The sequence below is a fragment of the Micromonospora marincola genome (assembly GCF_056150385.1).
On the sequence record NZ_JAXCFT010000002.1, the window covers coordinates 362,656 to 383,893 of the forward strand.

A 21,238-nucleotide genomic window follows, 5' to 3' on the forward strand; every position below is an offset into this window, starting at 1 on the left:
ACTTCTTATAACTACAGTTCTTAGAAGTGTACTCCTAAGGACTGTATGCCAGGATGGGCGGATGGACGACGCGTACGTGATGGGCGACCCCGACGGCCTCAGCCCGCTCCAGACCGAGATCCGGGACACGGTGGCGCGTGAACTGCACGCCCAGTTCGCGCTACGGTCGGACCGCCTCGACCTCGCCGACCTGCCCGAGGTGGCCTACCAGATCACCCGACGGATCGACGAGGTGCTGACTCGCCGCGTCAGTTGACGCCGGCGTACGAGTGCAGGCCGGTGAAGAAGAAGTTGACCCCGAACAGGTTCATCAGCATGGTCAGGAAGCCCACGACCGCGATCCAGGTGGCCACGTTGCGCCGCACGCTCGGCGTGGCCCGGGCGTGCAGATAGCCCGCGTAGACCACCCAGGAGATGAACGCCCAGGTCTCCTTCGGGTCCCAGCCCCACGCGCGACCCCACGCCGCCTCGGCCCAGATCGCCCCGGCGATCACCGCGAAGGTGAAGATCGGGAACGCGAAGGCGTGCAGCGTGAAGGTCAACCGCTCCAGGCCGGCCGCCGCCGGCAGCCGCCGGGCCAGGGTGAACGGGAAGCTGCGCTTCCCCTGTTCCCAGCCGGCCCGCATCAGGTACGCGGCGGCGGGCACCACGCCCAGCAGGAAGATGCCCGAGGCGAAGATGATCGTCGACACGTGGATGATGAACCAGTACGACTGGAGCGCCGGCATCAGCGGCACCACCTGGACATAGAGCTTCAGCTCGGCGAACGCCAGCAGCAGCACCATCACCAGGGTCAGGAACAGCCCCAGCCGGCGCAGCGACGGCTGCTTCCAGAGCACCACGAGCCACGCCGCCACCCCGATCCAGGTGACCGTGAGCACGAACTCGTACATGTTGCCCCAGGGCATCCGCTCGGCGGCGAGCCCCCGGGTCACCACGGCGCCCAAATGCAGCGCGGCGGCGAGCGCGGTGAGCCCGGCGGCGATCCGCCCGGCCAGCACGGCCCGGTCGGCGGAGCGGTCCGGACGGGTCACGGCCGAGACGACCGGCGGGTCGAGCGGGCCACCCGGGCCGCCGACGCCCGCACCGACCAGCTCCCGGGCCGGGGCCGCCACGGCCACCTTCCGGGCGTTGCCGAGCGCGAACTCCACGGCGTGGCTGATCATCGCGACCAGGTACGCCAGGATCGCGAACGTGACCAACTGATCGGAGAGTGCGGACATCACTCGTCTCCTTCTCGCGCCCGCCGATGGTCCGGCCCGTCGCCGCCGACAGCGGCGACGAGCTGCGCGAACTCGTCGGCGAACCCTGGGTGCTCGGTACGCGGAAGCCCACCGGCCTCCACCAAGCTACTACCGCCCGTCGGAGATCCACCCTCGGGGGGCGACACCCGGAACCAGACCCGGCGGCGGCGGGCGAACAGCGAACCCATCAGGCCGAGCAGCAGCGTGCCGCTGGCCACCAGCAGCAGCGTCTGCCCGGGCGCGTGCCGCACGGCGAGCGTGACGTACGGCTTGGTGCCGACGAACTCAAGCGTGCTCCCGTCGTCCAGGGTCCACGTCTCGCCGGGCCGCAGCAGCTTGTTGCCGACCTGCTTGAGCTTGCCGTTTGCCACCTGCCGCTGGTCGAGCTGGTAGACCGAGCCGGGGATGCCGGCGTCCAGCCCGAGGTTGCCCCGATAGGCGGTCAGGTTCACCACCGGGTCCCGCTCGGCCGGAAACCGCGACGCGACGAACGGCGCGCGGTCGGGCGCGGTGGGCAGGTAGAGCCCGTCGAAGGCGACCTGCTGGTCCGGATCCCGCTTGCCGGTCTTCGGGTCCACGTTCGCGTCCGGGAAGAGCGCCACGCCCTCCTCGGTCGCGTTCGGGTCACCGGTCCGCAGGAACGGATCGTCGCTTGTCTGACTCTTGCCGTACCTGTCGGTGTATTTCAGGATTGGCGCGTAGCCGTTGCCGAGCAGGTAGACGTTTGCCGGGCCGAGCCGCAGCGGCGAGTTGACCGAGAAGCCTGCGGTGCGGGGCCCGCCGTCCGGGGAGTCCACGCTGACCGTGGCCCAGAACCGGGACGCCTGCCCGGAGTCGAGGTAGTCGGCCTCGAACTTCTCCAGCGTGAGGCAGAACGGCGGCAGGTCGGCACTGTCCACCCGCGGCCCGAGCGACGCCTCGGCGTACTGCTGGCGGGTGTTGCAGAACTCGTTGTCCGCGCCCGCGACCAGGATGCGGTTGCCGTGCCACCCGTACCACGAACCGACCGCGACCCCGAGCAGGACGGCGATCAGCGACGTGTGGAACAGCAGGTTGCCGGTCTCCTTGAGGTAACCCTTCTCGGCGGAGACCTCGTTGCCCCGGACGGTGACCCGCCACCGGCGGCGGCGCAGCACCGCCGCGATCGCCTCCGGATCGGCGGCGGCCGGGGCCTCCAGCACGGTGTGCTGGGGCAGCCGCTCCAGCCGCTTCGGCGCGGCCGGCGGTCGCATCCGCAACGCGCGCACGTGATCGCGGGTGCGGGGCAGGATGCAGCCGATCAGCGAGGTGAACAGCAGCACGTAGATCGCGGAGAACCAGACCGAGCCGAAGACGCCGAACGCGCCGATCTGGTCCAGTCGGGGCGCCAGATCGGGGTGGTCGACGAACCACTTGTTGACGTTCTCCGGGTTGACCCCCCGCTGCGGCAGCACCGAACCGGGAATGGCAGCGACCGCGAGCAGGAACAGCAAAATCAACGCGGTACGCATGCTGGTGAGCTGCCGCCACGAGTTGCGCAGCAGGGCCAGCACCGGGTTGACCCGCCGGGGCGCCTCGGCCGGCGGGGTGGCCGGTCGGTCGTCCACGGTCGTCATCAGATGCTCACCTCACCCACGCCCACGTGCGTCTGCAACCAGATCACCACGTTCTGCCAGCCGCCAGTGACGAGCGCCAGGCCAATCACGATCAGCAGGGCGCCGCCGACGCGGGTGACCCAGCGGCTGTTGCGCCGGACGGCGCGGAACACCCCGAGCAGGCGTTGGAAGCCCAGCCCGAAGACGATGAACGGTATCCCCAGCCCGAGGCAGTACGCCACGGCGAGCACCACGGCCCGGTCGGCGCTTCCCTCGGTGGCGGCCAGGCCGAGCACCGCGCCGAGCGTCGGCCCGGTGCAGGGCAGCCAACTCAGCGCGAAGACCGCGCCGAGGACCGGCGCGCCGAGCAGGCCGGCGGCGGGCAGGGCGCGGATGCGGAACTCGCGTTGCAGGCCGGGGATCACGCCGAGGTAGCCGAGCCCGAGCACCACCACGAGCACGCCGATGACGATCTCCAGCGTGCGCTCGTACCGGAAGAAGAGCTTGCCGACGCCGGAGAAGAGGATGGCGGTGGCGACGAACACGGCGGTGAAGCCGGCGATGAACAGCAGCGTGCCGGCGAGCACCCGCCCCTTCACGGCGGCGGCGCTCCGCTGCGGCGCCGCCCGCTCCGCCACGCGCACGCCAGCGCCGCCAGCGGTGCCGCCGCTGGCGGTGCCGGTGTTAAGCGGGGGCCCCGCCTCTACCGAATCCGTTAAGCGGGGCCCCCGCCTTACCTCCAGGTCGGCGCCGGCCAGGCCGGTGACGTAGGAGAGGTAGCCGGGCATCAGCGGGAGCACGCAGGGGGAGAGGAAGCTCACCAGGCCGGCGAGGGCCGCCGCGCCCACCGCCAGCAGCAACGGGCCGGACGAGGCGAGGTGGGCGAACGTCTCGCCCATCAGCGGGATCCGTTCGGCGCCGGCTGCTCGGCGGCGATTCTCTCCACGATCGGCCGCAGCTCGTCCTGGGTGACCGCGCGGCGGATCACCACCGCGATCCGTCCGTCCCGGTCGAGGACCACGGTGGCCGGGGTGGTGTTCGGCGGGATGTCGAAGTTGAGCGCCTGCCGGCTGGACGGGTCGAAGAGGCTCGGATAGGTGACCCGGCCCTCCTCGAAGGCGATCGCCTTGTCCTTGCTGTCCTGCACGTTGATGCCGAGGAACGTCACGCCGGCGGCCTTGGTCGCCTGGTAGGTGCCCTCCAGGTCGTCCGCCTCGGCGCGGCAGGGCGCACACCAGGAGCCCCAGAAGTTGACCACCACGACCTGCCCACGGTCGCGGGCGATGTCGTAGCTCCCGCCGGTGAGCAGCTCGCCGCTCACCTTGGGGGTCTTGGAACGCTGGTCCGGGGCGCAGCTCACGGTGAGCCCGTCGGCGGCGCACCGGCTCTCCTCGCTGCCGGAGGTGCAGCCGGCCAGCGCCGTGCCGGCGGTGACGGCGGCGAGCAGGGCGGCGGCGAGCCTCCGGGTGAGCATCAGGCCCCCTTGGCCGTCCGGGCGGTCGGCGAGATCGCGATCAGGTGGGCCGCCGGCTCGGAGTAGCCGATGCCGGCGATCCTGGCCCCGTCGAAGTGGAACGAGGTGAGGCTGGCCAAGCCGCACTGCCGGCGGCGGGGGTCGTGCCAGAGCCGCTTGCGCTCGACGTGCCGGCGCAGCGTCCAGATCGGGAGCTGGTGCGAGACGAGCACCGCCTCGCGGCCCTCGGCGGCGACCCGGGCGGCGTGCAGCGCGGCGAACATCCGCTCCGCGATCACCTGGTACGCCTCGCCCCAGGACGGGGTGACCGGGTCACGCAGCACCCACCAGTTGCGCGGGTCGCGGAACCCGCCGTCGCCGGGTGAGACCTTCTTGCCCTCGAACCAGTTCGCGCTCTCGATCAGCCGCTCGTCGACGCCGACGGAGAGGCCGAACTGCGCCGCGATCGGCTCGGCGGTCTGCTGGGCGCGTTCCAGCGGGCTGGCCACCACGTGCACCACGGTCCGCTCGGCGAGCGCCTGGGCGGCTGCCTTGGCCATCTGCACGCCCAGCTCGGAGAGGCGGAATCCGGGCAGTCGGCCGTAGAGGATGCCGTCCGGGTTGTGGACCTCGCCGTGCCGCAGCACGTGCACCACCGTCTCCGCCATCTGGTTACCCCCGTGTCCCGGCCGCTGCCGCCGCCCGCGCCGCCTCCGGCAGGGCGGCGGCGATCTGCTCCCACGCGGCGTCGTCGATCGCCGTCGAGACGAACCACGACTCGAACGCGCTCGGCGGCAGGTAGACGCCGGCGGCGAGCATCGCGTGGAAGAACGCCTTGAACGCCGGCACCTGCTGGGTGCGGGCACTGTCGTAGTCGCGCACGTCGGCGTCGGTGAAGAAGATCGAGAACATGTTGCCCGCGGTGGAGAGGCGGTGCGGCACGCCGGCCGTGGACAACGCCTCGGTGACGAGCTTGCCCAGCGCGGCGGACGTCTCGTCGAGACGGTGGTAGAGCGCGTCGTCGGCAAGCCGCAGCGTGGCCAGCCCGGCCGCGCACGCGAGCGGGTTCCCCGACAGCGTGCCGGCCTGGTAGACCGGGCCGGCCGGGGCCAGTCTCGCCATGATCTCCGCGCGCCCGCCGAACGCCGCGGCGGGCAGGCCACCACCCATGACCTTGCCGTACGTCCACAGGTCGGCGTCGGAGGCGTCGAGGCCGTGCCAGCCGGCGCGGGAGACCCGGAACCCGGTCATCACCTCGTCGACGATGAGCAGCGCGCCGTGCGCGTGCGCGATCCGGGCCAGCTCGGCGTTGAAGCCGTCCCGGGGGGCGATCACGCCCATGTTGCCGGCCGCGGCCTCGGTGATGATCGCCGCGATGTGCTGTCCCTGGGCCGCGAAGGCGTCTTCGACCGCGCGCCTGTCGTTGTAGGGCAGCACGATGGTGTCACCGGCCGCCGCCCCGGTCACGCCGGGCGAGTCGGGCAGGCCGAACGTGGCCACGCCGGAGCCGGCGGCGGCGAGCAGCCCGTCCGAGTGGCCGTGATAGCAGCCGGCGAACTTAATGATCTTGGAGCGGCCGGTGAAGCCGCGGGCCAGCCGGATCGCCGACATGGTCGCCTCGGTGCCGGAGTTGACCAGGCGTACCTGCTCCACCGGGGTCCGCGCGACGATCTCCTCGGCCAGGTCGACCTCGCCGGGCGTGGGCGTGCCGAAGCTGGCGCCGAGCGCGGCGGCCTCGCGCAGCGCCTCCACCACGGCCGGGTGGGCGTGGCCGAGGATCAGGGGGCCCCAGGAGCAGACGAGGTCGACGTAGCGACGGCCGTCCGCGTCGAACAGCCACGGCCCCTCCCCCCGGACCATGAAGCGCGGGGTGCCGCCGACTGCGCCGAACGCGCGCACGGGTGAGTTGACCCCGCCGGGCACGACGGCCTGGGCGCGATCGAACAGGGCCTCGGAGGCCGGAGCGTCAGCCGGGTAGCGGCCGGATCCGGCGGAAAGGGTCTCGGTCACGATGCCGCCATTGTGTCAGCGCCGCACCCCCCGCCGGCAGCCACCCCACAACACCGTTACCCGCCTCACCCCCCGCGCCCCATCCGCCCTCTTTCTCGGAAAGAGTGGCCATTTCGCGCTCCATAGCCACTCTTTCCGAGAAAGAGCGGTGACGGGCGGGGTGGGGGCGCTCGACAGGCCCGTTCGTCGAGATCGCGATAGGCTGACCGGGTGGATCGTGCCGAACTGTCCATCGCCGTACATCGGACCGGTGACGAAGCCGTGCTTCGCCTGGCCGGTGAGATCGACATGCTCACGGCCGCCCAGCTCTCGACGGTGGTCAACGAGATACTGGCGGATCCGCCCCCGCGCATCGTGCTCGACCTGGGCGGCGTCACGTTCTGCGACTCCCAGGGCCTCGGCACGCTCGTGGTGCTCAGCCGCAAGGCCAGCCACATGCAGTGCGTGCTGATGCTGAGCAACGTCGGCGACTTCCTGATCCGAGTCCTGGACATCACCGGCCTGCGCAGCGCCCTGATGATCCGCAACGAATCCGCCCCCTGACCCCCGCTCCCCTGCCCCGGCGATCATGAAGTTGGCGGCAGCCAGGGAGATCCACAAGGCCGCCAACTTCATGATCAACCCGGGCGGGGTGGGTGGGGTGGGGTGGGGTGGGTTAGGTGATGGGGAGGTCGCGGCGGCGGAAGGTTAGCAGGCCGGTCACGGCCAGGGCTGCGGCCAGGGCGGTCAGCAGGTAGAGCGGGGTGGGGCTCCACGTGGCGCGCAGCACCTGCGGGGTGTGCGTGAACGGGGACAGGTCCAGCAGCCACCGGTCCAGGCGCAACACGGCGCCGAGCTGGCCGAGGAGCACGCAGACCGCCAGCACCACCCACGCGGCCGAGGCGAGTCGGGGCAGCAGCCCGTACAGCAGCACGGCGAGCCCGGCCAGCACCCAGGCGGCCGGCGCCTGGGCCAGGGCCGCGCCCACCATCCGGCCCACCTGCCGGGGCACGTCGCCCACGCTCAAGCCGTAGGTCAGACCGGTGGTCAGGCCGGTCGCCGCGAGCACCACGACCGGCCCGAGCAGCGCGAACACGACGTGTGAGAGCAGCCAGGTCGAGCGGCGGGTGCCGGTGGCGAGCACCGGTTCGGCCCGGCCGGCGGACTCCTCCGCGCGCATCCGCAGCGCGGCCTGGATGCCGTACCCGGCCGCGGCCAGCCCGGTCACGCTCAGCGTGGCGCCCAGGTAGGCGTCGGCCAGCCCGGCGGCCCCGCCGAGCCGGGACATGATCTCCTCCAGTTGCGCGTTGCCCGCCACCGACTGGCCGGCCGCCTCGGCGGCGCCGCCGAGGATCAGCCCGAGCAGGCCGAACCCGACCGACCACCAGAGGATCTGCCCCCGGTGCAGCCGCCAGGCCAGGCCGAACGGCCCGGACAGCGCGCCGCCGGCGGTGGCCGGCCCGAGCCGGGGCGGCAGCACGCCCGCGCCCAGGTCACGGCGGACCGAGACCGGGTACGCGAGCGCCGCGAGCAGCGCCGTGGCAGCAAGCGGCAGCAGCGGCACCCACCACCGCTCCCCCTCGTACGCGCGGACCCGGGCCGCCCAGCCCAGTGGGGAGAGCCAGCTCGGCCAGTCGTTGCCGGCGGTGTCCCCGACCAGACGCAGCCCGAACGCGACGCCGAGGCCGGCGATGCCGATGCCCCGTGCCCCGCCCGCGGTCTCGGTGAGCTGCGCGGCCAGCCCGCCGAGCGTGGCGAACACCATCCCGGTGAGCGCGGCGACCAGGCCGTACGCGTACGAGCCGGCGGCGGGCAGCCCGGTCGAGGCGAGCCCGGCGGCGGTGAGCAGGCCGAGCAGCAGGTCGGCCGCGTACGTGACGAGCAGCGCGGCGGTCAGCCCGGCGTGCCGGCCGAGCACGCTGCCGCCGAGCAGCTCCCGCCGGCCGGCCTCCTCCTCGGTGCGGGTGTGCCGGATCACGGTGAGCAGGCTGGCCAGCGCGACGATCACCAGCAGGAAGCCGCTGCGCTGGGCGGTCAACGCGCCGACGCTGTCGCCGTAGACCGGGCCGAGGAGCGCGACGACGGACGGGTTGCGCGCGGTGCCCTCGGCGTAGGCGGCCCGCTCGGCGGCGGTCGGGAACAGCTCGAGGAAGCTGGCCGCGTACGACACCGGCAGGGCGGCGAGGACCAGCACCCAGAGCGGCAGCAGCAGCCGGTCGCGGCGCAGGATCAGCCGGACCAGGTGTCGGGTCCCGGTGAGCGTGCTCATCGGGACGCCTCTTCCGGTGCGGTCTCGTAGTGCCGCAGGAACAGCTCCTCAAGCGTCGGCGGCGTGCTGACCAGGCTGCGTACGCCCAGCTCGGTGAGGCGGCGCAGGGCGGCGTCGAGCGCGGCGGTGTCCACGTCGAAGCGCACCCGACGCCCGTCCACCCGCAGGTCGTGCACGCCTGGCAGGTCGGCCAGCCCGTCGAGCGGGGCGGCGACCTCGGCGTCGATCGCGGTGCGGTGCAGGTGGCGCAGGTCGCCGAGGGTGCCGGACTCCACCGCCCGGCCGGCGCGGATGATCGTCACCCGGTCGCAGAGCGCCTCCACCTCGGCCAGGATGTGGCTGGAGAGCAGCACGGTGCGGCCGTCGTGGCGGGCCCGGCGGACCCAGTGCTGGAAGACCTCCTCCATCAGCGGGTCGAGCCCGGAGGTCGGCTCGTCGAGGATGAGCAGGTCGACGTCGGAGGCGAGCGCGGCCACCAGGCCGACCTTCTGCCGGTTGCCCTTGGAGTAGGTGCGGCCCTTCTTGCGCGGGTCCAGTTCGAACGACTCCAGCAGCTCGGCGCGGCGCTTCGGGTCGAGCCCACCGCGCAGCCGACCGAGCAGGTCGATCACCTCGCCGCCGCTGAGGTTGGGCCAGAGCGTGACGTCGCCTGGCACGTACGCGAGGCGACGGTGCAGGGCGACGGCGTCCCGCCACGGGTCGCCGCCGAGCAGTCGGACGGCCCCCGCGTCCGCCCGCAGCAGGCCGAGCAGCACCCGGATGGTGGTCGACTTGCCGGAGCCGTTCGGGCCGAGGAAGCCGTGCACCTCCCCGGTGCGGACGGTCAGGTCGAGGCCGTCGAGCGCTCGGGTGCGGCCGAATGTCTTCACCAGGCCGGACACCTCGATTGAAGTTTCCATACTTCGGAAGCTACGCTCGTTTCAGAAACTTGTGAAGACTGTAGGGTCACGGGGTGAGTGTCGAGGAGCCGACCATGAACGAGCCGAGCCACCGCGACGAGGAGGAGGTCCACCTCTTCGTCGAACGGATGGCGATGGCCTTCGCCGAGGTGGGCTTCCCCCGGATGGCCGCCCGGGTCCTGTTCGCCGTGATGAGCGCCGACGAGCCGCTGACGGCGGGCGAGATCGGCGAGCGGCTGGGCGTCAGCGCGGCGGCCGTCTCTGGCGCGGTGCGCTACCTGACGCAGTTCGCCATACTGGTCCGCGAACCGGTCAAGGGCTCCCGGCGCGACCGCTACCGGATGCCGGACAACCCCTGGTACGAGGCGACCATCACCAAGACCACGCTCTACAAGAACTTCATCGACATCGCCGCCGGCGGCGTCGAGGCGCTGCACGGGCGGAGCACCCCGGCCGGCGAGCGGGTCGCCGAGATGCGGGACTTCTTCCTCTTCGTACAGGAAGAGTTGGAGTCGCTCGGCGACCGCTGGCGGGCCCGGCGGGCCGCGACCGGGCACGCTCGCCCGGCCGACTGAGCCGTCAGCGGGTGTTGCCCCAGCGGGCCTGCTCCAACACGTCCGCCGCCCGCTCCCGGGTCGCCGGGTCGTCGTCGGCGCGCAGCAGCGCGGTCGCGGAGTCCACCGCCTCGGCGAGGCGCCGCCACTGCACGTCCCGTTCCCGCACCAGATCCGACTGGGCGGCGAGCTGCCGGGTCTTCACCCACAGCTCGACGAAGACCGTCACCTTGGCCCGCAGCACCCACGGGTCGAACGGCTTGGTCAGGTAGTCGACCGCACCCACCTGATAGCCGCGCAGCGCGAGCTGGGCATCCTTGTCCGCCGCGGTGAGGAAGATGATCGGCACGTGCCGGGTCCGCTCCCGCCGCTTGATGTGGGTGGCGGTCTCGAAGCCGTCCATGTCCGGCATCTGGGCGTCCAGCAGGATCACCGCGAAGTCGTCCACAAGCAACTGCTTGAGCGCGGCCTCACCGCTCTCCACCGCGACCGACTGCACCGGAAGGCCCTGGAGGATCGCCTCCAACGCCATCAGGTTCTCCCGCCGGTCGTCCACCAGCAGAGCCTTGGCCGTCTGCGTCACGCGGTCTCCTCGCCTTTGCTCCGGCCGATCCAGGACGCCATCAGCCCGATCAGCTCGTCCAGGTCCACCGGCTTGGTGATGTAGTCGCTGCCGCCGGCCGCCAGCGCCGACTCCCGGTCGCCGGGCATCGCCTTGGCGGTCAGGAACACGATCGGCAGGTCCGCGAAGCGGTGGTTGCGACGGATCTGCGCGGTCGTCTCGTACCCGTCCTGGTCCGGCATCATGGCGTCCATCAGGACAATGTCCACCTCCGGGTGCTCGGCGAGCTGGCGCACGCCGTCCACCCCGTTGTCCGAGTACAACACGGTCATCCCGTGCAGTTCCAACGCGGACGTCAATGCGAACACGTTCCGCACGTCGTCGTCGATGATCAGGACGGTCACGCCGTCCAGCCGGCGGGCGGCCGGCGTCTCCTGCGGCGTAGGCAGCTCCATCGGCATGAGCAGCGACGACGGCAGGCCCGCGCGGCTCGGCGACGGCGGCGCCGGCGCCACCACCGCGTCCGGCGCCAGCACATCCGGTACGAAGAGCGTGAACGTCGAACCCTGCCCGGGCGCGGACGACACGGTGATCGTGCCGCCGAGCAGGCGGGCCAGATCCCGGCTGATCGACAGGCCGAGCCCGGTGCCGCCGTAACGCCGACTGGTCGTGCCGTCGGCCTGCTGGAACGCCTCGAAGATCAGCGAGAGCTTGTCGTCCGACACGCCGATCCCGGTGTCGATCACCGTGAACGCGATCACCCGCTGGGCGTTCGTGAGCGCCGGCACGTCGAAGACGGCGTTCTCGGCGGCCGGACCGATCCGCAGCGTCACCGCGCCGTTGTCGGTGAACTTCACCGCGTTGGAGAGCAGGTTGCGCAGGATCTGCTGCAACCGCTGGGCGTCGGTGACCAGGGCCGGCGGCAGCTCCCGGCTCACCCGGACCTGGAAGTCCAGCCCCTTCTCCTCGGCCTGCGGCGCGAACGCCTGCTCGACGTAGCCGCGGATCTCGGCGAACTGGATCTCGGTGGGCTCCACGTCCATCCGGCCCGCCTCGATCTTCGACAGGTCGAGGATGTCGTCGATGAGCGAGAGCAGGTCCGAGCCGGCGCCGTGGATGGTCCGGGCGAACTCGATCTGCTTCGCGCTCAGGTTCCGCTCCGGGTTCTCGGCGAGCAGCCGCGCCAGCAGGAGCAGCGAGTTCAGCGGCGTACGCAGCTCGTGGCTCATGTTGGCCAGGAACTCCGACTTGTACGCCGACGCCCGGGTGAGCTGCTGCGCCTTCTCCTCCAGGCCCAACCGGGCCAGCTCGATCTCCCGGTTCTGCGTCTCGATGTTTGCCTTCTGCTCCGACAGCAGCTTCGCCTTGTCCTCCAGCTCGGCGTTCGTACGCTGCAACTCCGCCGACTGGTCCTGCATCTCGTGCGCCAGCCGCTGCGACTGCGCCAGCAGCTCCTCCGTACGCCGGTTGGCCTGGATGGTGTTGACCGCGACGCCGATGGTGAGCACCAGCCGCTCCAGGAACGCCAGGTGCAGGTCGGAGAAGGTGGTCACGCCGGCGAACTCGATCACGCCGAGCAGTTCCCCCTCGAACAGCACCGGGAGCACCACCAGATCGGCCGGGGGCGTGTCGGCCAGCCCGGACCGGACCACCAGCCGCCCGTCCGGCTGCGCCTTGACCCGGATGGTCCGGCGGGACAACGCGGCCTGGCCGACCAGGCCCTCGCCGGGGCCGAACGTCACGTCGTGCCCGCGGGCCACGTATCCGTAGGAGGCGGTGAGCCGCAGTCGCATGCTGCCCTCGGAGCTGTCCGCCAGGAAGAACGCGCCGAGCTGCGCGTCGACGAGCGGGGTCACCTCCATCATGATCATGCGGCAGACCTCGCCCAGGTCCCGCTGGCCCTGGAGCAGGCCGCCGATGCGGGCCAGGTTGGAGTCGAGCCAACCCTGCTCGGCGTTCTTCTTGGTCGTCTCCCGGAGGGTGACGATCATCTGGTTGATGTTGTCCTTCAGCTCGGCGACCTCGCCCTGGGCCTTGACGTTGATCCGCTGGGTCAGGTCGCCCCGGGTCACCGACGTGGAGACCTGCGCGATGGCGCGCAACTGCGTGGTGAGCGTCGACGCGAGCTGGTTGACGTTCTCGGTGAGGTCGCGCCAGGTGCCGGAGACGCCCTTCACCTGCGCCTGCCCGCCCAACTTGCCCTCGGTGCCCACCTCACGGGCCACCCGGGTCACCTCGTCGGCGAACGAGGAGAGCTGGTCCACCATCGTGTTGACGGTGTTCTTCAGCTCCAGGATCTCGCCCTGCGCGTCCACCGTGATCTTCTGACCCAGGTCACCCCGCGCCACCGCCGTCGTGACCGACGCGATGTTGCGAACCTGGCTGGTCAGGTTCGACCCCATCGAGTTCACGTTGTCGGTCAGGTCACGCCAGGTGCCGGAGACGCCCTTCACCTGCGCCTGCCCGCCCAACTTGCCCTCGGTGCCCACCTCACGGGCCACCCGCGTCACCTCGTCCGCGAACGACGACAACTGGTCCACCATCGTGTTCACCGTCGACTTCAGCTCCAGGATCTCGCCCTGCGCGTCCACCGTGATCTTCTGCGACAGGTCGCCCTTCGCCACCGCCGTCGACACCTGGGCGATGTTGCGGACCTGGGCGGTGAGGTTCGACGCCATCGAGTTCACGTTGTCGGTGAGGTCGCGCCAGGTGCCGGCGACGCCACGGACCTGCGCCTGCCCGCCCAGCTTGCCCTCGGTGCCCACCTCACGGGCCACCCGCGTCACCTCGTCCGCGAACGACGACAACTGGTCCACCATCGTGTTCACCGTCGACTTCAGCTCCAGGATCTCGCCCCGGGCGTCCACCGTGATCTTCTGTCCCAGGTCACCCCGCGCCACCGCCGTGGTCACCGACGCGATGTTGCGGACCTGGCTGGTCAGGTTCGACGCCATCGAGTTCACGTTGTCGGTCAGGTCCCGCCACGTACCCGAAACGCCCTTGACCTGGGCCTGCCCGCCCAGCTTGCCCTCGGTGCCCACCTCGCGCGCGACGCGCGTCACCTCGTCGGCGAACGACGAGAGCTGGTCCACCATCGTGTTGACGGTGTTCTTCAGCTCCAGGATCTCGCCCTGCGCGTCCACCGTGATCTTCTGCCCCAGGTCACCCTTCGCCACCGCCGTGGACACCTGGGAGATGTTGCGGACCTGGCTGGTCAGGTTGCCGGCGAGCTGGTTGACGTTCTCGGTGAGGTCGCGCCAGGTGCCGGAGACGCCCCGGACCTGGGCCTGGCCGCCCAGCTTGCCCTCGATGCCCACCTCACGGGCCACCCGCGTCACCTCGTCGGCGAACGACGAAAGCTGGTCCACCATCGTGTTGACGGTGTCCTTCAGCTCCAGGATCTCGCCCTGCGCCGCCACCGTGATCTTCTGCGACAGGTCGCCCTTCGCCACCGCCGTGGACACCTGGGCGATGTTGCGGACCTGGCTGGTCAGGTTCGACGCCATCGAGTTGACGTTGTCGGTCAGGTCCTTCCACGTGCCGGCCACACCCGGCACCTGCGCCTGACCGCCCAGCTTCCCCTCCGTGCCCACCTCGCGGGCCACCCGCGTCACCTGCTCGGCGAAGAGGCGCAGCGTGTCGGTGAGCGAGTTCATCGTGTCGGCCAGCTCGGCCACCTCGCCGCGCGCCCCGACCGTGATCTTCTGCGACAGGTCGCCCTTCGCCACCGCGGTCGCCACCTGCGAGATCGACCGCACCTGGCCGGTCAGGTTCGACGCCATGGTGTTCACCGAGTCGGTGAGGTCCTTCCAGGTGCCGGCCACGCCCCGCACGTCCGCCTGGCCACCCAACTTGCCCTCGGTGCCCACCTCCCGGGCCACCCGCGTCACCTCGTCGGCGAACGACGAGAGCTGGTCCACCATCGTGTTCACGGTCCGGCCGATGCGCAGGTACTCCCCCCGCAGCGGGCGCCCGTCGATCTCCAGCGCCATGTGCTGGGAAAGGTCGCCGTCGGCCACCGCCACGATGACCCGGGCGATCTCGGTGGCCGGCCGGCCCAGGTCGTCGATGAGCGAGTTGACCGCCCGCTGCCCCTCCGCCCAGGAACCTTCCAGGCCCTCGTCGTCCAGGCGCTCGGTCAGCCGCCCGTCCCGACCCACGATCCGGCTGATCCGGCGCAGGTCCAGGTGCTGCCGTTCCTGGAGCGACACCACGCCGTTGAAGGCGTCGGCGACCTCGCCGGAGAGCCCCGCCCGTCGCGGCAGGCGGACCCGGAGGTCACCGCGAGCCACCCGTTCCAGCGCCTCGACCAGCTCGCCGAGGAGCACCTCGTGGTCGGTCACGGACGGATCCGCGGTCACCGACTGTTTCGCCGTGGTCATCATTCCTCGCTCAGCTCGGGGCCCACCGGCTCGCGCCGACACGCGGCCATCCCATCATTGTGCCGCGCCATCCGTCGAGGTCACCGGTGGCTGATGGCGTGCCACGCACCGTATCCACCCGGTTCGCCGGTTCGGGCGAGGCGCTTGGCACCCGGGGTCGCGGCGATGGAGGATGTGAAGGTGTCAGCGGAGGTGGAGCCGCCAAACAGTGGCGGCACGGACGAGCAGGTCCGACGAGTCCGCCTTCCCGCCGACCGGCGCACCCCGGCCGCGGCCCGGGCGCTCGTGCGCGCCACGCTCCTCGAAGTCGGCCTGCCCGAGTTGCTCAACGAGGCGCTGCTGCTCACCACCGAGCTGACCACGAACGCGGTCGAGCACGCCCGCACCGAACTGGACATCGAGGTCGAAGCCGACCCGGCCGGATTCACCGTCACGGTCACCGACTTCGCCTCCGGCCCGGTCGACGAACTCACCGTCGGCGTCCGCAACACCACCTCCGACATCACCGAGGTGGCCGCGCGCGGGCGTGGCCTGCTGCTCGTCGACCACTTCGCCAGCCGCTGGGGCACCACCTACCTACCCACCGGCAAGGGCGTCTGGTTCCGCCTCGACCGTCCCGGCCTGCCCGGAGCCGCCCGCCCGTCCGCCCCGCCGGCCCGGGCCGCGGCGCAACCGGTGGAAGACGGCACCCCGAGCGCCGCGGCGATGAGCGAGCTGATGCAGACCGCCCCCGACCCGTACGCCGACGAGCCGCTGCCCGACTTCGCCGCCGGGCTGCTGACCCGGGTCGCCGACATGGTGGGCGCCGCCGGTGGCACGGTCCGGCTGGACCGGGGTGACGGGCTGGGCACCCAGGTGTTCGCCCGCTACGGCCGACAGCCCCGCGAAGGCAACGAGCTGCTGCGTGTCCCGCTCGCCGTGCACCGCCCGTACGCCGGCGAGCTGGAACTGGACGCGTCGCCCTCGACGTACGCCCGGCCGCTCGCGGTGCTCGCCGCCGAGCGGCTCTCCCTGCACCTGGAGAACGACCGGCTGCGCCGGGCCGACGTACGCCGCTCCGCCTGGCTGACCTTCCTCGCCGAGGCGAGCGAACTGCTCGCCCAGTCACTCGACGTCGAGCTGACGATGGCGCTCGTCCCGCAGCTCGTGGTCCCCCGGCTCGGCCAGTGGTGCGCGGTGCACACCACCGACGAGTGGGGGCGGCTGCGCCTCGCCGCGTGCAGCCACGCCGACGAGTCGATGCTGCCCCAGCTGCACCGGTTCCTCGCCGAGACCGGCCCGGACTCGGTCCAGACCCGGCTCCGCGAGGCGACCCGCAGTCAGACGCAGGTGCCGCTGGGCGGGCCGATGGAAGGCTTCGCCGTCCCGTTGATCGCCCGCGGGCAACGGCTCGGCACCCTGGCCGTGGGCCGGCACCAGCGGCACCGGCACGACCCGGACGAGGTCTCGGTGCTGGAGGACGTGGCCCGGCGGGCCGCGCTCGCCATCGAGAACGCCCGCATCCACGCCGAGCGCCGCCGGGTCGCGCAGGCCCTCCAGAAGTCGCTGCTGCCACCGGCGCTCCCGGTGGTCGAAGGCATCGGCTTCGCCGCCGAATACGTCCCGACCGGCGACGACGCCGAAGTCGGCGGCGACTTCTACGACGTGCTGCCGCTGCCGGACAACCGCTGGCTGGTGGTGGTCGGTGACGTCTCCGGCAAGGGCGTGCAGGCGGCCACCGTGACCGGCCTGGTGCGGGACGTGATCCGGGTGCTGGTGGGTGACGGCAAACCACTGCCGGAGGTGCTCGGCCGGCTCAACGAGACGCTCGTCGAGCGCGGCGGCGGGCGCTACTGCACACTCGCGCTGGCCTCGGTCGCGCCCGGCGACGGAGACCAGCTCGACGTGTCCCTGCACCTGGCCGGCCACGACCGGCCGGTGCTGCTGCACGGCGGTGGCGGCGCGACGTTCGTCGGCGCCAGCGGCACCGCGCTCGGCCTGCTCGACACGATCACCACTCCGACGGCGGAGGTGGCGCTCAAGCCCGGCGACGCGCTGATCTTCTACACGGACGGGGTGACCGAGCGGCGGCGCGGCCGGGAGCTGTTCGGCACCGAGCGGCTGCGCGAGTCAGCGGCTCCGCTGGCCGGCTACTCGGCCGACGTGGTCGCCGCGCGGCTGCGCGCCGCCACCATCGCCTTCTCCCCCGAGCCCCCACGCGACGACATCGCCGTCCTGGTCCTCCGCAACGAAACCCCCTAACCCGCCGCTCCCCGAGCCCCCCGAGCCCCCCGAGCCCCCCGAGCTCCCCGAGCTCCCCGAGCTCCCCGAGCTCCCCGGGGCGATCATGAAGTCGGCGGCCCGTTTCGTCACGTTCGCCTCCGCTAACCTCATGATCACCCCCGCCCGCCCTCGGACAGGTCACAGTGGGCGCCTATCTGGGCGTGATCAAGGAGTTAGCGTCGGATTTCGAGGTCGAGGTCAGAGGCCACCGGGGAGGCGGCCGGGGGCCAGCCGGCGGTGCGGATCCAGGTGCGCCTTGGCGCTGCGCAACCGCGGCAACGCCGGCAACTCACCCCAGAGGTCGACGGCGCGCCGCACCGGAGCCGGCGCCGCCACCACCACGCACCTGCCCTGCCGGGCGATCAGCACGCTGCGGACCGCGGTGAGGATCGAGTCGACCCGTTCGGGTGACAGCCCGCCGGGCAGGGCGGCGTACGCGGTGCCGACGCCGGCCGACCCGCGTACCGGCATCGGGGCGCCGGCGGCGTCGCGCAGCGCGTAGACCGCGGCGTGCAGGTCGTCGACCGGCACCTCGATGCGCAACGCGGTGTCGCCGGGGGCGAACGGGTAGCGCCCCCACCACTCGGGCGGGTGGCGGTTGACCACTGACTCACCGCCGAGCACCGCGGTCAGCCGCTCGGCCCGCTCCGTCACGTCGGACGGGCCGCCCTCCAGCAGCACCACCAGGCTGCCCACCGCCGGCCGCCCGGTCACCGCCGGATGGTCGGGACGGCCGGCCACCGAGGGGTGGCTCGCCGGGATCCGGCGGCGCGGCAGGGGCACCGGCACCGGCAGGTCCAGCTCGACCGCGGCCGGCTCGACATCGGCGGCGAGGACCGCTCGGACCAGGTCGTGCACCTCCAGCGGCGTCCAGACCGGACGGGACACCCAGACCCGACCGGCCGGTACGGCCTGCACCCGCATGGTGGCCGAGACCAGCACCCCGAGCCCGCCCTGCGAGCCGCAGAGCAGCCGGGCCACGTCCAGCCCCGGCAGGTCGCCGCGACCGAGCACCGCGCCGCCACCTCCCGGCGGCCCGCCACGGTCGAACTCCGCCGCGCCACCGTCACCGCCCCGGCCGAACTCGGCAGCGCCACCGTCACCGCCCGGACCGCCCATGCCGGCACCGTGCTCATCGGTCGCGAACAGGCCGGCGACGTCGGAGCAGCTCGCCGGGGCCGCTCGTCCGAGCCGCGCCGTGCCGGACTCGCCAACGCTTACCAGCTCGCCGTCGGCGTCGAGGTAGCGCACGCCGACGAGTTGCGTACACGGGCTGCCGTGCCGGTGGAGCAAGGGGCCGGCCTCGTCGGCGGCCAGCACCCCGCCCAGCGTCGCCCCGGGCGAGGGCGCGTCGACCGGGAGGCGCCGGCCGGTGCGGCCCAGCGTGGCCTGGACGGCGCGCAGCGGCGTGCCGGCGCCGATCTCGACCACCTCGGCGGCCCGCGGCTCGTGCCACACCCCGGCCAGCCGGCCGGTGTCGAGCATGATGTCGACCTGGGCCGGGGCGGCGCCCCAGTCGATCTTCGTGCCGGCGCCGCGCGGCACCACGGTCAGGTCGTGCGCCGCGGCCAGCCGAAGCACCTCGGCGGCGGCGCGTGGACCGCCCGGCACCGCCACCCAACGGGCGGTGCGACCGGCCACCTCGTCGGCCGGGCCGGCGAAACGGGCGAACGGCGGACCGCAGATCTCGGCCAGCTTCCGGTTGATCTCAAGGGCTCCGGGTCGGTCGGTGGAACGCGCAGCAGCCGCCATGACATTTATCGTACACATGTTCTAATGACTGAAGGTGCGAATCGGCGGCATGCGTGATCTTCGGGATTGTGTGGGCGGGCGGTCAGGGCCGCATGCGTCCCGAGGCCCGGTTGAGCACCGGAGGCTGGCCTTCCCCGAGGCCGACCACATGCGCGTGCAGCACCTCCGCAGCCTCCTCGGCGGTCAGGTGGCCGATGAGTACGTGGCTGGTGAGGCCATCGGCGAGGGCGAGCAGGGTGCGAGCCTCGCGCCGCGGGTCGGGCGGCGCAGCGCCCTCGCTGACCGGGACGCTCTCGGCAACCTTCGCGATGAGGCGGGCAAGGAGGTCCTGGAGGGCCGCGTAGCTGGTCCTCAGCGGTCCGGCGAGCGGCTCGCTGACGGCCGCCTGGGCGACGAAGGCGAGCCAGATCCGCGCTTCGGCGCGGTGCTCTTCGCGAAGCAGGGCGATCTCGGTGGCCACGTGACTCAGGGTGGCGTTGGCCGACTCAGCCTCGCGGTGGGCCAGGCGGTCCCGCATGCGCTCGCCGACATGGCCGACGGCGAACAGGAGCATCTCGTCCTTGCTGCGGAAGCAACGCTGAACGGCGCCGAGGGAGACCTGCGCGCGGGCGGCGACGTCCCGCATGGTCACTCCCTCCGGTCCGTGTTCGTCGACGAGGAGGCAGACGGCCTCGGCAATCTGGCGGCGCCTGCTTCCGTAGTCCACCTGCTTGGGCATGCTCGGTCATCTCCTTATTCTGATACGAGCGTATCGCTTCTGGGGTACGGTTTCGCGGCGAGCACGTCGACATAAGAACGGGAGTGCGAGGATCATGCAGGACGCCGTGTGGAGACTGTCGGCCGTCGCCCAGGCCGAGGCGGTCCGAGGCGGAGACATTTCGGCGGTCGAACTCATCGACAGCCACCTGGAACGCATCACCGAGGTCAACCCGCGGGTCAACGCGGTCACGCAACTGTTGGGCGAGCGCGCCCGGGAGGCCGCCGCGCGGACGGACCGGCGCCGCGCGGCGGGCGAAGATCTCGGGCCGCTGGCCGGCGTGCCGTTCACGGTGAAGGAATGCATCCCTGTCGAAGGCGTGCCGACCACATTCGGAACGCCGCGCTTCCGTGACCTGGTAGCGCCGGCAGACGCGCTTCCGGTGGCGCGACTGCGTGCGGCCGGAGCCATACCGATCGGGCACAGCAACATGCCCACCCTGGTCCTGGCCGGCATGCACTCTCGCAGCGAACTGTTCGGCGACACCGTCAACCCGTGGGACCCGAGCCGGACCCCAGGGGGCTCCAGCGGCGGCGACGGGGTGGCCGTGGCCACCGGCATGGCCGCGCTCGGGCTCGGCAACGACTCGGGTGGATCAGTGCGGATCCCGGCCTCGTTCTGCGGGGTGGCCGGGCTGAAGCCGACCGCCGGGAGGTTCCCCGCCGACCAGCGCGTCCTCGGTTCCGACGACCCGGGACCGGCCTCACAGATGCTTGTCACCGATGGGCCCCTGGCCCGCACGGTCGCCGACCTGCGACTGGCATACGAGGCGCTGGCCGGGGCCGACCGACGGGATCCGCGCGCCGTTCCGGTGCCCGTCCACGGCGAGCCGCTGCCGGGCCGGATGAAGGTCGCGGTCGTTGCCGACCCCGGGGGACACGGCGTCCACCCCACGGTCCGCAAGGCTGTCACGGCCGCGGCCGACGCGCTGCGAGACGCCGGGTACGAGGTACGGGAGATAGCGGATGTTCCGCGGCTGGACGAGGCGCTCGAGGCGTACGGCCGGATCACCGTGACCGAGTTCGCCGAGACCTGGCCCGTGGTGCGGACACTGCTCGGCAAGGGCGGAGATCGCTACATCGCGATGGCGATGGCGAAGACTCCGCCCGCGACAACCGGTGAGTTCATGAAGCTGATGGGGACCTGGCTGGGCATCCGCCGTTCCTGGGCGGAGTTCCTCGACGAGTACCCGCTGCTGCTCGGGCCGGTGTTCACCGAGCCGCCTGTCGAGCCGGGGCTGGAGTCGCGCGACAGAGCGGGCCGGGACCGGGTCGGCACGGGCATGCGCCTGTGCACGGTGACAAGCTTCGTGGGCGTGCCCGGGGTCGCCGTGCCGACCGGGGTGATCGACGGGCTGCCGTCCGGCGTACAGATCATCGGGCGTGCGTTCCGGGAGGACCTGTGCCTGGCCGCTGCCCAGGAGGTGGAGGATCGCCTCGGTGTGCTCGCACCGATCGACCCGCGCCCCGGCCGTTCCGCTCACCACCGGGGCACCGATTCGCGCGGCGAGGACTCCGGGCGGCGGCCCGCCGACCGGTAAC

The 21,238-nt window shown here is 72.2% G+C and carries 17 protein-coding genes; 5 read left to right on the plus strand and 12 right to left on the minus strand.

Features of this window, described 5'->3' with window-relative positions:
- Window positions 1–61: 61 nt before the first annotated feature.
- Window positions 62–256 carry a hypothetical protein gene (locus SM450_RS06145; RefSeq protein ID WP_474618687.1) on the plus strand — a complete coding sequence of 65 codons (195 nt, stop codon included), beginning with the start codon at window positions 62–64 and terminating at the stop codon, window positions 254–256.
- On the opposite strand, the gene ccsB is transcribed toward SM450_RS06145, so the two are convergent.
- Genes ccsB through hemL form a run of 6 tightly spaced genes read right to left on the minus strand, consistent with a single transcriptional unit; the run spans window position 249 to window position 6,281 of the window.
- Window positions 249–1,223 carry a c-type cytochrome biogenesis protein CcsB gene (ccsB, locus tag SM450_RS06150; protein ID WP_474618688.1) on the minus strand — a complete coding sequence of 325 codons (975 nt, stop codon included), beginning with the start codon at window positions 1,221–1,223 and terminating at the stop codon, window positions 249–251. The genes SM450_RS06145 and ccsB overlap by 8 nt on opposite strands.
- A complete protein-coding gene (resB, locus tag SM450_RS06155; RefSeq protein ID WP_474618689.1) occupies window positions 1,223–2,839 on the minus strand; it encodes a cytochrome c biogenesis protein ResB in 1,617 nt (538 codons plus the stop codon). The genes ccsB and resB overlap by 1 nt, the downstream gene beginning before the upstream one ends.
- Window positions 2,839–3,717, minus strand: coding sequence for a cytochrome c biogenesis CcdA family protein (locus tag SM450_RS06160; protein WP_474618690.1), 879 nt, complete (start codon window positions 3,715–3,717; stop codon window positions 2,839–2,841). The genes resB and SM450_RS06160 overlap by 1 nt, the downstream gene beginning before the upstream one ends.
- Entirely contained in the window at window positions 3,717–4,292 is a 576-nt protein-coding gene (locus tag SM450_RS06165; RefSeq protein WP_474618691.1) for a TlpA family protein disulfide reductase, read from the minus strand. The genes SM450_RS06160 and SM450_RS06165 overlap by 1 nt, the downstream gene beginning before the upstream one ends.
- A complete protein-coding gene (locus SM450_RS06170) occupies window positions 4,292–4,939 on the minus strand; it encodes a histidine phosphatase family protein (RefSeq protein ID WP_474618692.1) in 648 nt (215 codons plus the stop codon). Before SM450_RS06170 ends, SM450_RS06165 begins: the two co-directional genes overlap by 1 nt.
- A 4-nt stretch (window positions 4,940–4,943) precedes the next feature.
- A complete protein-coding gene (gene hemL / locus SM450_RS06175) occupies window positions 4,944–6,281 on the minus strand; it encodes a glutamate-1-semialdehyde 2,1-aminomutase (protein WP_474618693.1) in 1,338 nt (445 codons plus the stop codon).
- Between the two features lie 210 nt (window positions 6,282–6,491).
- Between hemL and SM450_RS06180 the strand changes: the two genes are divergently transcribed.
- Window positions 6,492–6,824: an STAS domain-containing protein gene (locus SM450_RS06180; RefSeq protein WP_474618694.1), complete on the plus strand. Its 333-nt coding sequence runs from the start codon at window positions 6,492–6,494 to the stop codon at window positions 6,822–6,824.
- A gap of 112 nt (window positions 6,825–6,936) precedes the next feature.
- Here SM450_RS06180 and SM450_RS06185 read toward each other — a convergent pair whose 3' ends face one another.
- Both SM450_RS06185 and SM450_RS06190 read right to left on the minus strand, forming a co-directional pair.
- Window positions 6,937–8,529, minus strand: coding sequence for an ABC transporter permease (locus SM450_RS06185; protein WP_474618695.1), 1,593 nt, complete (start codon window positions 8,527–8,529; stop codon window positions 6,937–6,939).
- Entirely contained in the window at window positions 8,526–9,428 is a 903-nt protein-coding gene (locus SM450_RS06190; RefSeq protein WP_474618696.1) for an ABC transporter ATP-binding protein, read from the minus strand. Before SM450_RS06190 ends, SM450_RS06185 begins: the two co-directional genes overlap by 4 nt.
- Window positions 9,429–9,481: 53 nt before the next feature.
- Between SM450_RS06190 and SM450_RS06195 the strand changes: the two genes are divergently transcribed.
- A complete protein-coding gene (locus SM450_RS06195) occupies window positions 9,482–10,003 on the plus strand; it encodes a GbsR/MarR family transcriptional regulator (protein ID WP_474618697.1) in 522 nt (173 codons plus the stop codon).
- A gap of 4 nt (window positions 10,004–10,007) precedes the next feature.
- On the opposite strand, the gene SM450_RS06200 is transcribed toward SM450_RS06195, so the two are convergent.
- The gene (locus SM450_RS06200; RefSeq protein WP_474618698.1) at window positions 10,008–10,565 is read right to left on the minus strand and encodes a response regulator; all 558 of its coding nucleotides are present in this window, start codon (window positions 10,563–10,565) and stop codon (window positions 10,008–10,010) included.
- A complete protein-coding gene (locus SM450_RS06205) occupies window positions 10,562–14,926 on the minus strand; it encodes a HAMP domain-containing protein (RefSeq protein WP_474618699.1) in 4,365 nt (1,454 codons plus the stop codon). Before SM450_RS06205 ends, SM450_RS06200 begins: the two co-directional genes overlap by 4 nt.
- 165 nt (window positions 14,927–15,091) lie before the next feature.
- Between SM450_RS06205 and SM450_RS06210 the strand changes: the two genes are divergently transcribed.
- Entirely contained in the window at window positions 15,092–17,167 is a 2,076-nt protein-coding gene (locus SM450_RS06210) for a SpoIIE family protein phosphatase (protein ID WP_474618700.1), read from the plus strand.
- Between the two features lie 219 nt (window positions 17,168–17,386).
- Here the strand turns inward: SM450_RS06210 and SM450_RS06215 are convergent, their stop codons facing one another.
- Both SM450_RS06215 and SM450_RS06220 read right to left on the minus strand, forming a co-directional pair.
- Entirely contained in the window at window positions 17,387–18,940 is a 1,554-nt protein-coding gene (locus SM450_RS06215) for an FAD-binding oxidoreductase (RefSeq protein WP_474618701.1), read from the minus strand.
- A gap of 82 nt (window positions 18,941–19,022) precedes the next feature.
- A complete protein-coding gene (locus SM450_RS06220; RefSeq protein WP_474618702.1) occupies window positions 19,023–19,658 on the minus strand; it encodes a TetR/AcrR family transcriptional regulator in 636 nt (211 codons plus the stop codon).
- A gap of 94 nt (window positions 19,659–19,752) precedes the next feature.
- Here SM450_RS06220 and SM450_RS06225 point away from each other — a divergent pair, with 94 nt between their 5' ends.
- The gene (locus SM450_RS06225; RefSeq protein ID WP_474618703.1) at window positions 19,753–21,237 is read left to right on the plus strand and encodes an amidase; all 1,485 of its coding nucleotides are present in this window, start codon (window positions 19,753–19,755) and stop codon (window positions 21,235–21,237) included.
- Window position 21,238 lies beyond the last annotated feature (1 nt).

Excerpts from the sequence above, each read along its gene's own strand:
- SM450_RS06145 (WP_474618687.1), top strand. The coding sequence starts at position 62 with ATGGACGACGCGTACGTGATGGGCGACCCCGACGGCCTCAGCCCGCTC.
- ccsB (WP_474618688.1), bottom strand. The coding sequence starts at position 1,223 with ATGTCCGCACTCTCCGATCAGTTGGTCACGTTCGCGATCCTGGCGTAC.
- resB (WP_474618689.1), bottom strand. The coding sequence starts at position 2,839 with ATGACGACCGTGGACGACCGACCGGCCACCCCGCCGGCCGAGGCGCCC.
- SM450_RS06160 (WP_474618690.1), bottom strand. The coding sequence starts at position 3,717 with ATGGGCGAGACGTTCGCCCACCTCGCCTCGTCCGGCCCGTTGCTGCTG.
- SM450_RS06165 (WP_474618691.1), bottom strand. The coding sequence starts at position 4,292 with ATGCTCACCCGGAGGCTCGCCGCCGCCCTGCTCGCCGCCGTCACCGCC.
- SM450_RS06170 (WP_474618692.1), bottom strand. The coding sequence starts at position 4,939 with ATGGCGGAGACGGTGGTGCACGTGCTGCGGCACGGCGAGGTCCACAAC.
- SM450_RS06185 (WP_474618695.1), bottom strand. The coding sequence starts at position 8,529 with ATGAGCACGCTCACCGGGACCCGACACCTGGTCCGGCTGATCCTGCGC.
- SM450_RS06190 (WP_474618696.1), bottom strand. The coding sequence starts at position 9,428 with ATGGAAACTTCAATCGAGGTGTCCGGCCTGGTGAAGACATTCGGCCGC.
- SM450_RS06205 (WP_474618699.1), bottom strand. The coding sequence starts at position 14,926 with ATGACCACGGCGAAACAGTCGGTGACCGCGGATCCGTCCGTGACCGAC.
- SM450_RS06210 (WP_474618700.1), top strand. The coding sequence starts at position 15,092 with ATGGAGGATGTGAAGGTGTCAGCGGAGGTGGAGCCGCCAAACAGTGGC.
- SM450_RS06215 (WP_474618701.1), bottom strand. The coding sequence starts at position 18,940 with ATGGCGGCTGCTGCGCGTTCCACCGACCGACCCGGAGCCCTTGAGATC.
- SM450_RS06220 (WP_474618702.1), bottom strand. The coding sequence starts at position 19,658 with ATGCCCAAGCAGGTGGACTACGGAAGCAGGCGCCGCCAGATTGCCGAG.
- SM450_RS06225 (WP_474618703.1), top strand. The coding sequence starts at position 19,753 with ATGCAGGACGCCGTGTGGAGACTGTCGGCCGTCGCCCAGGCCGAGGCG.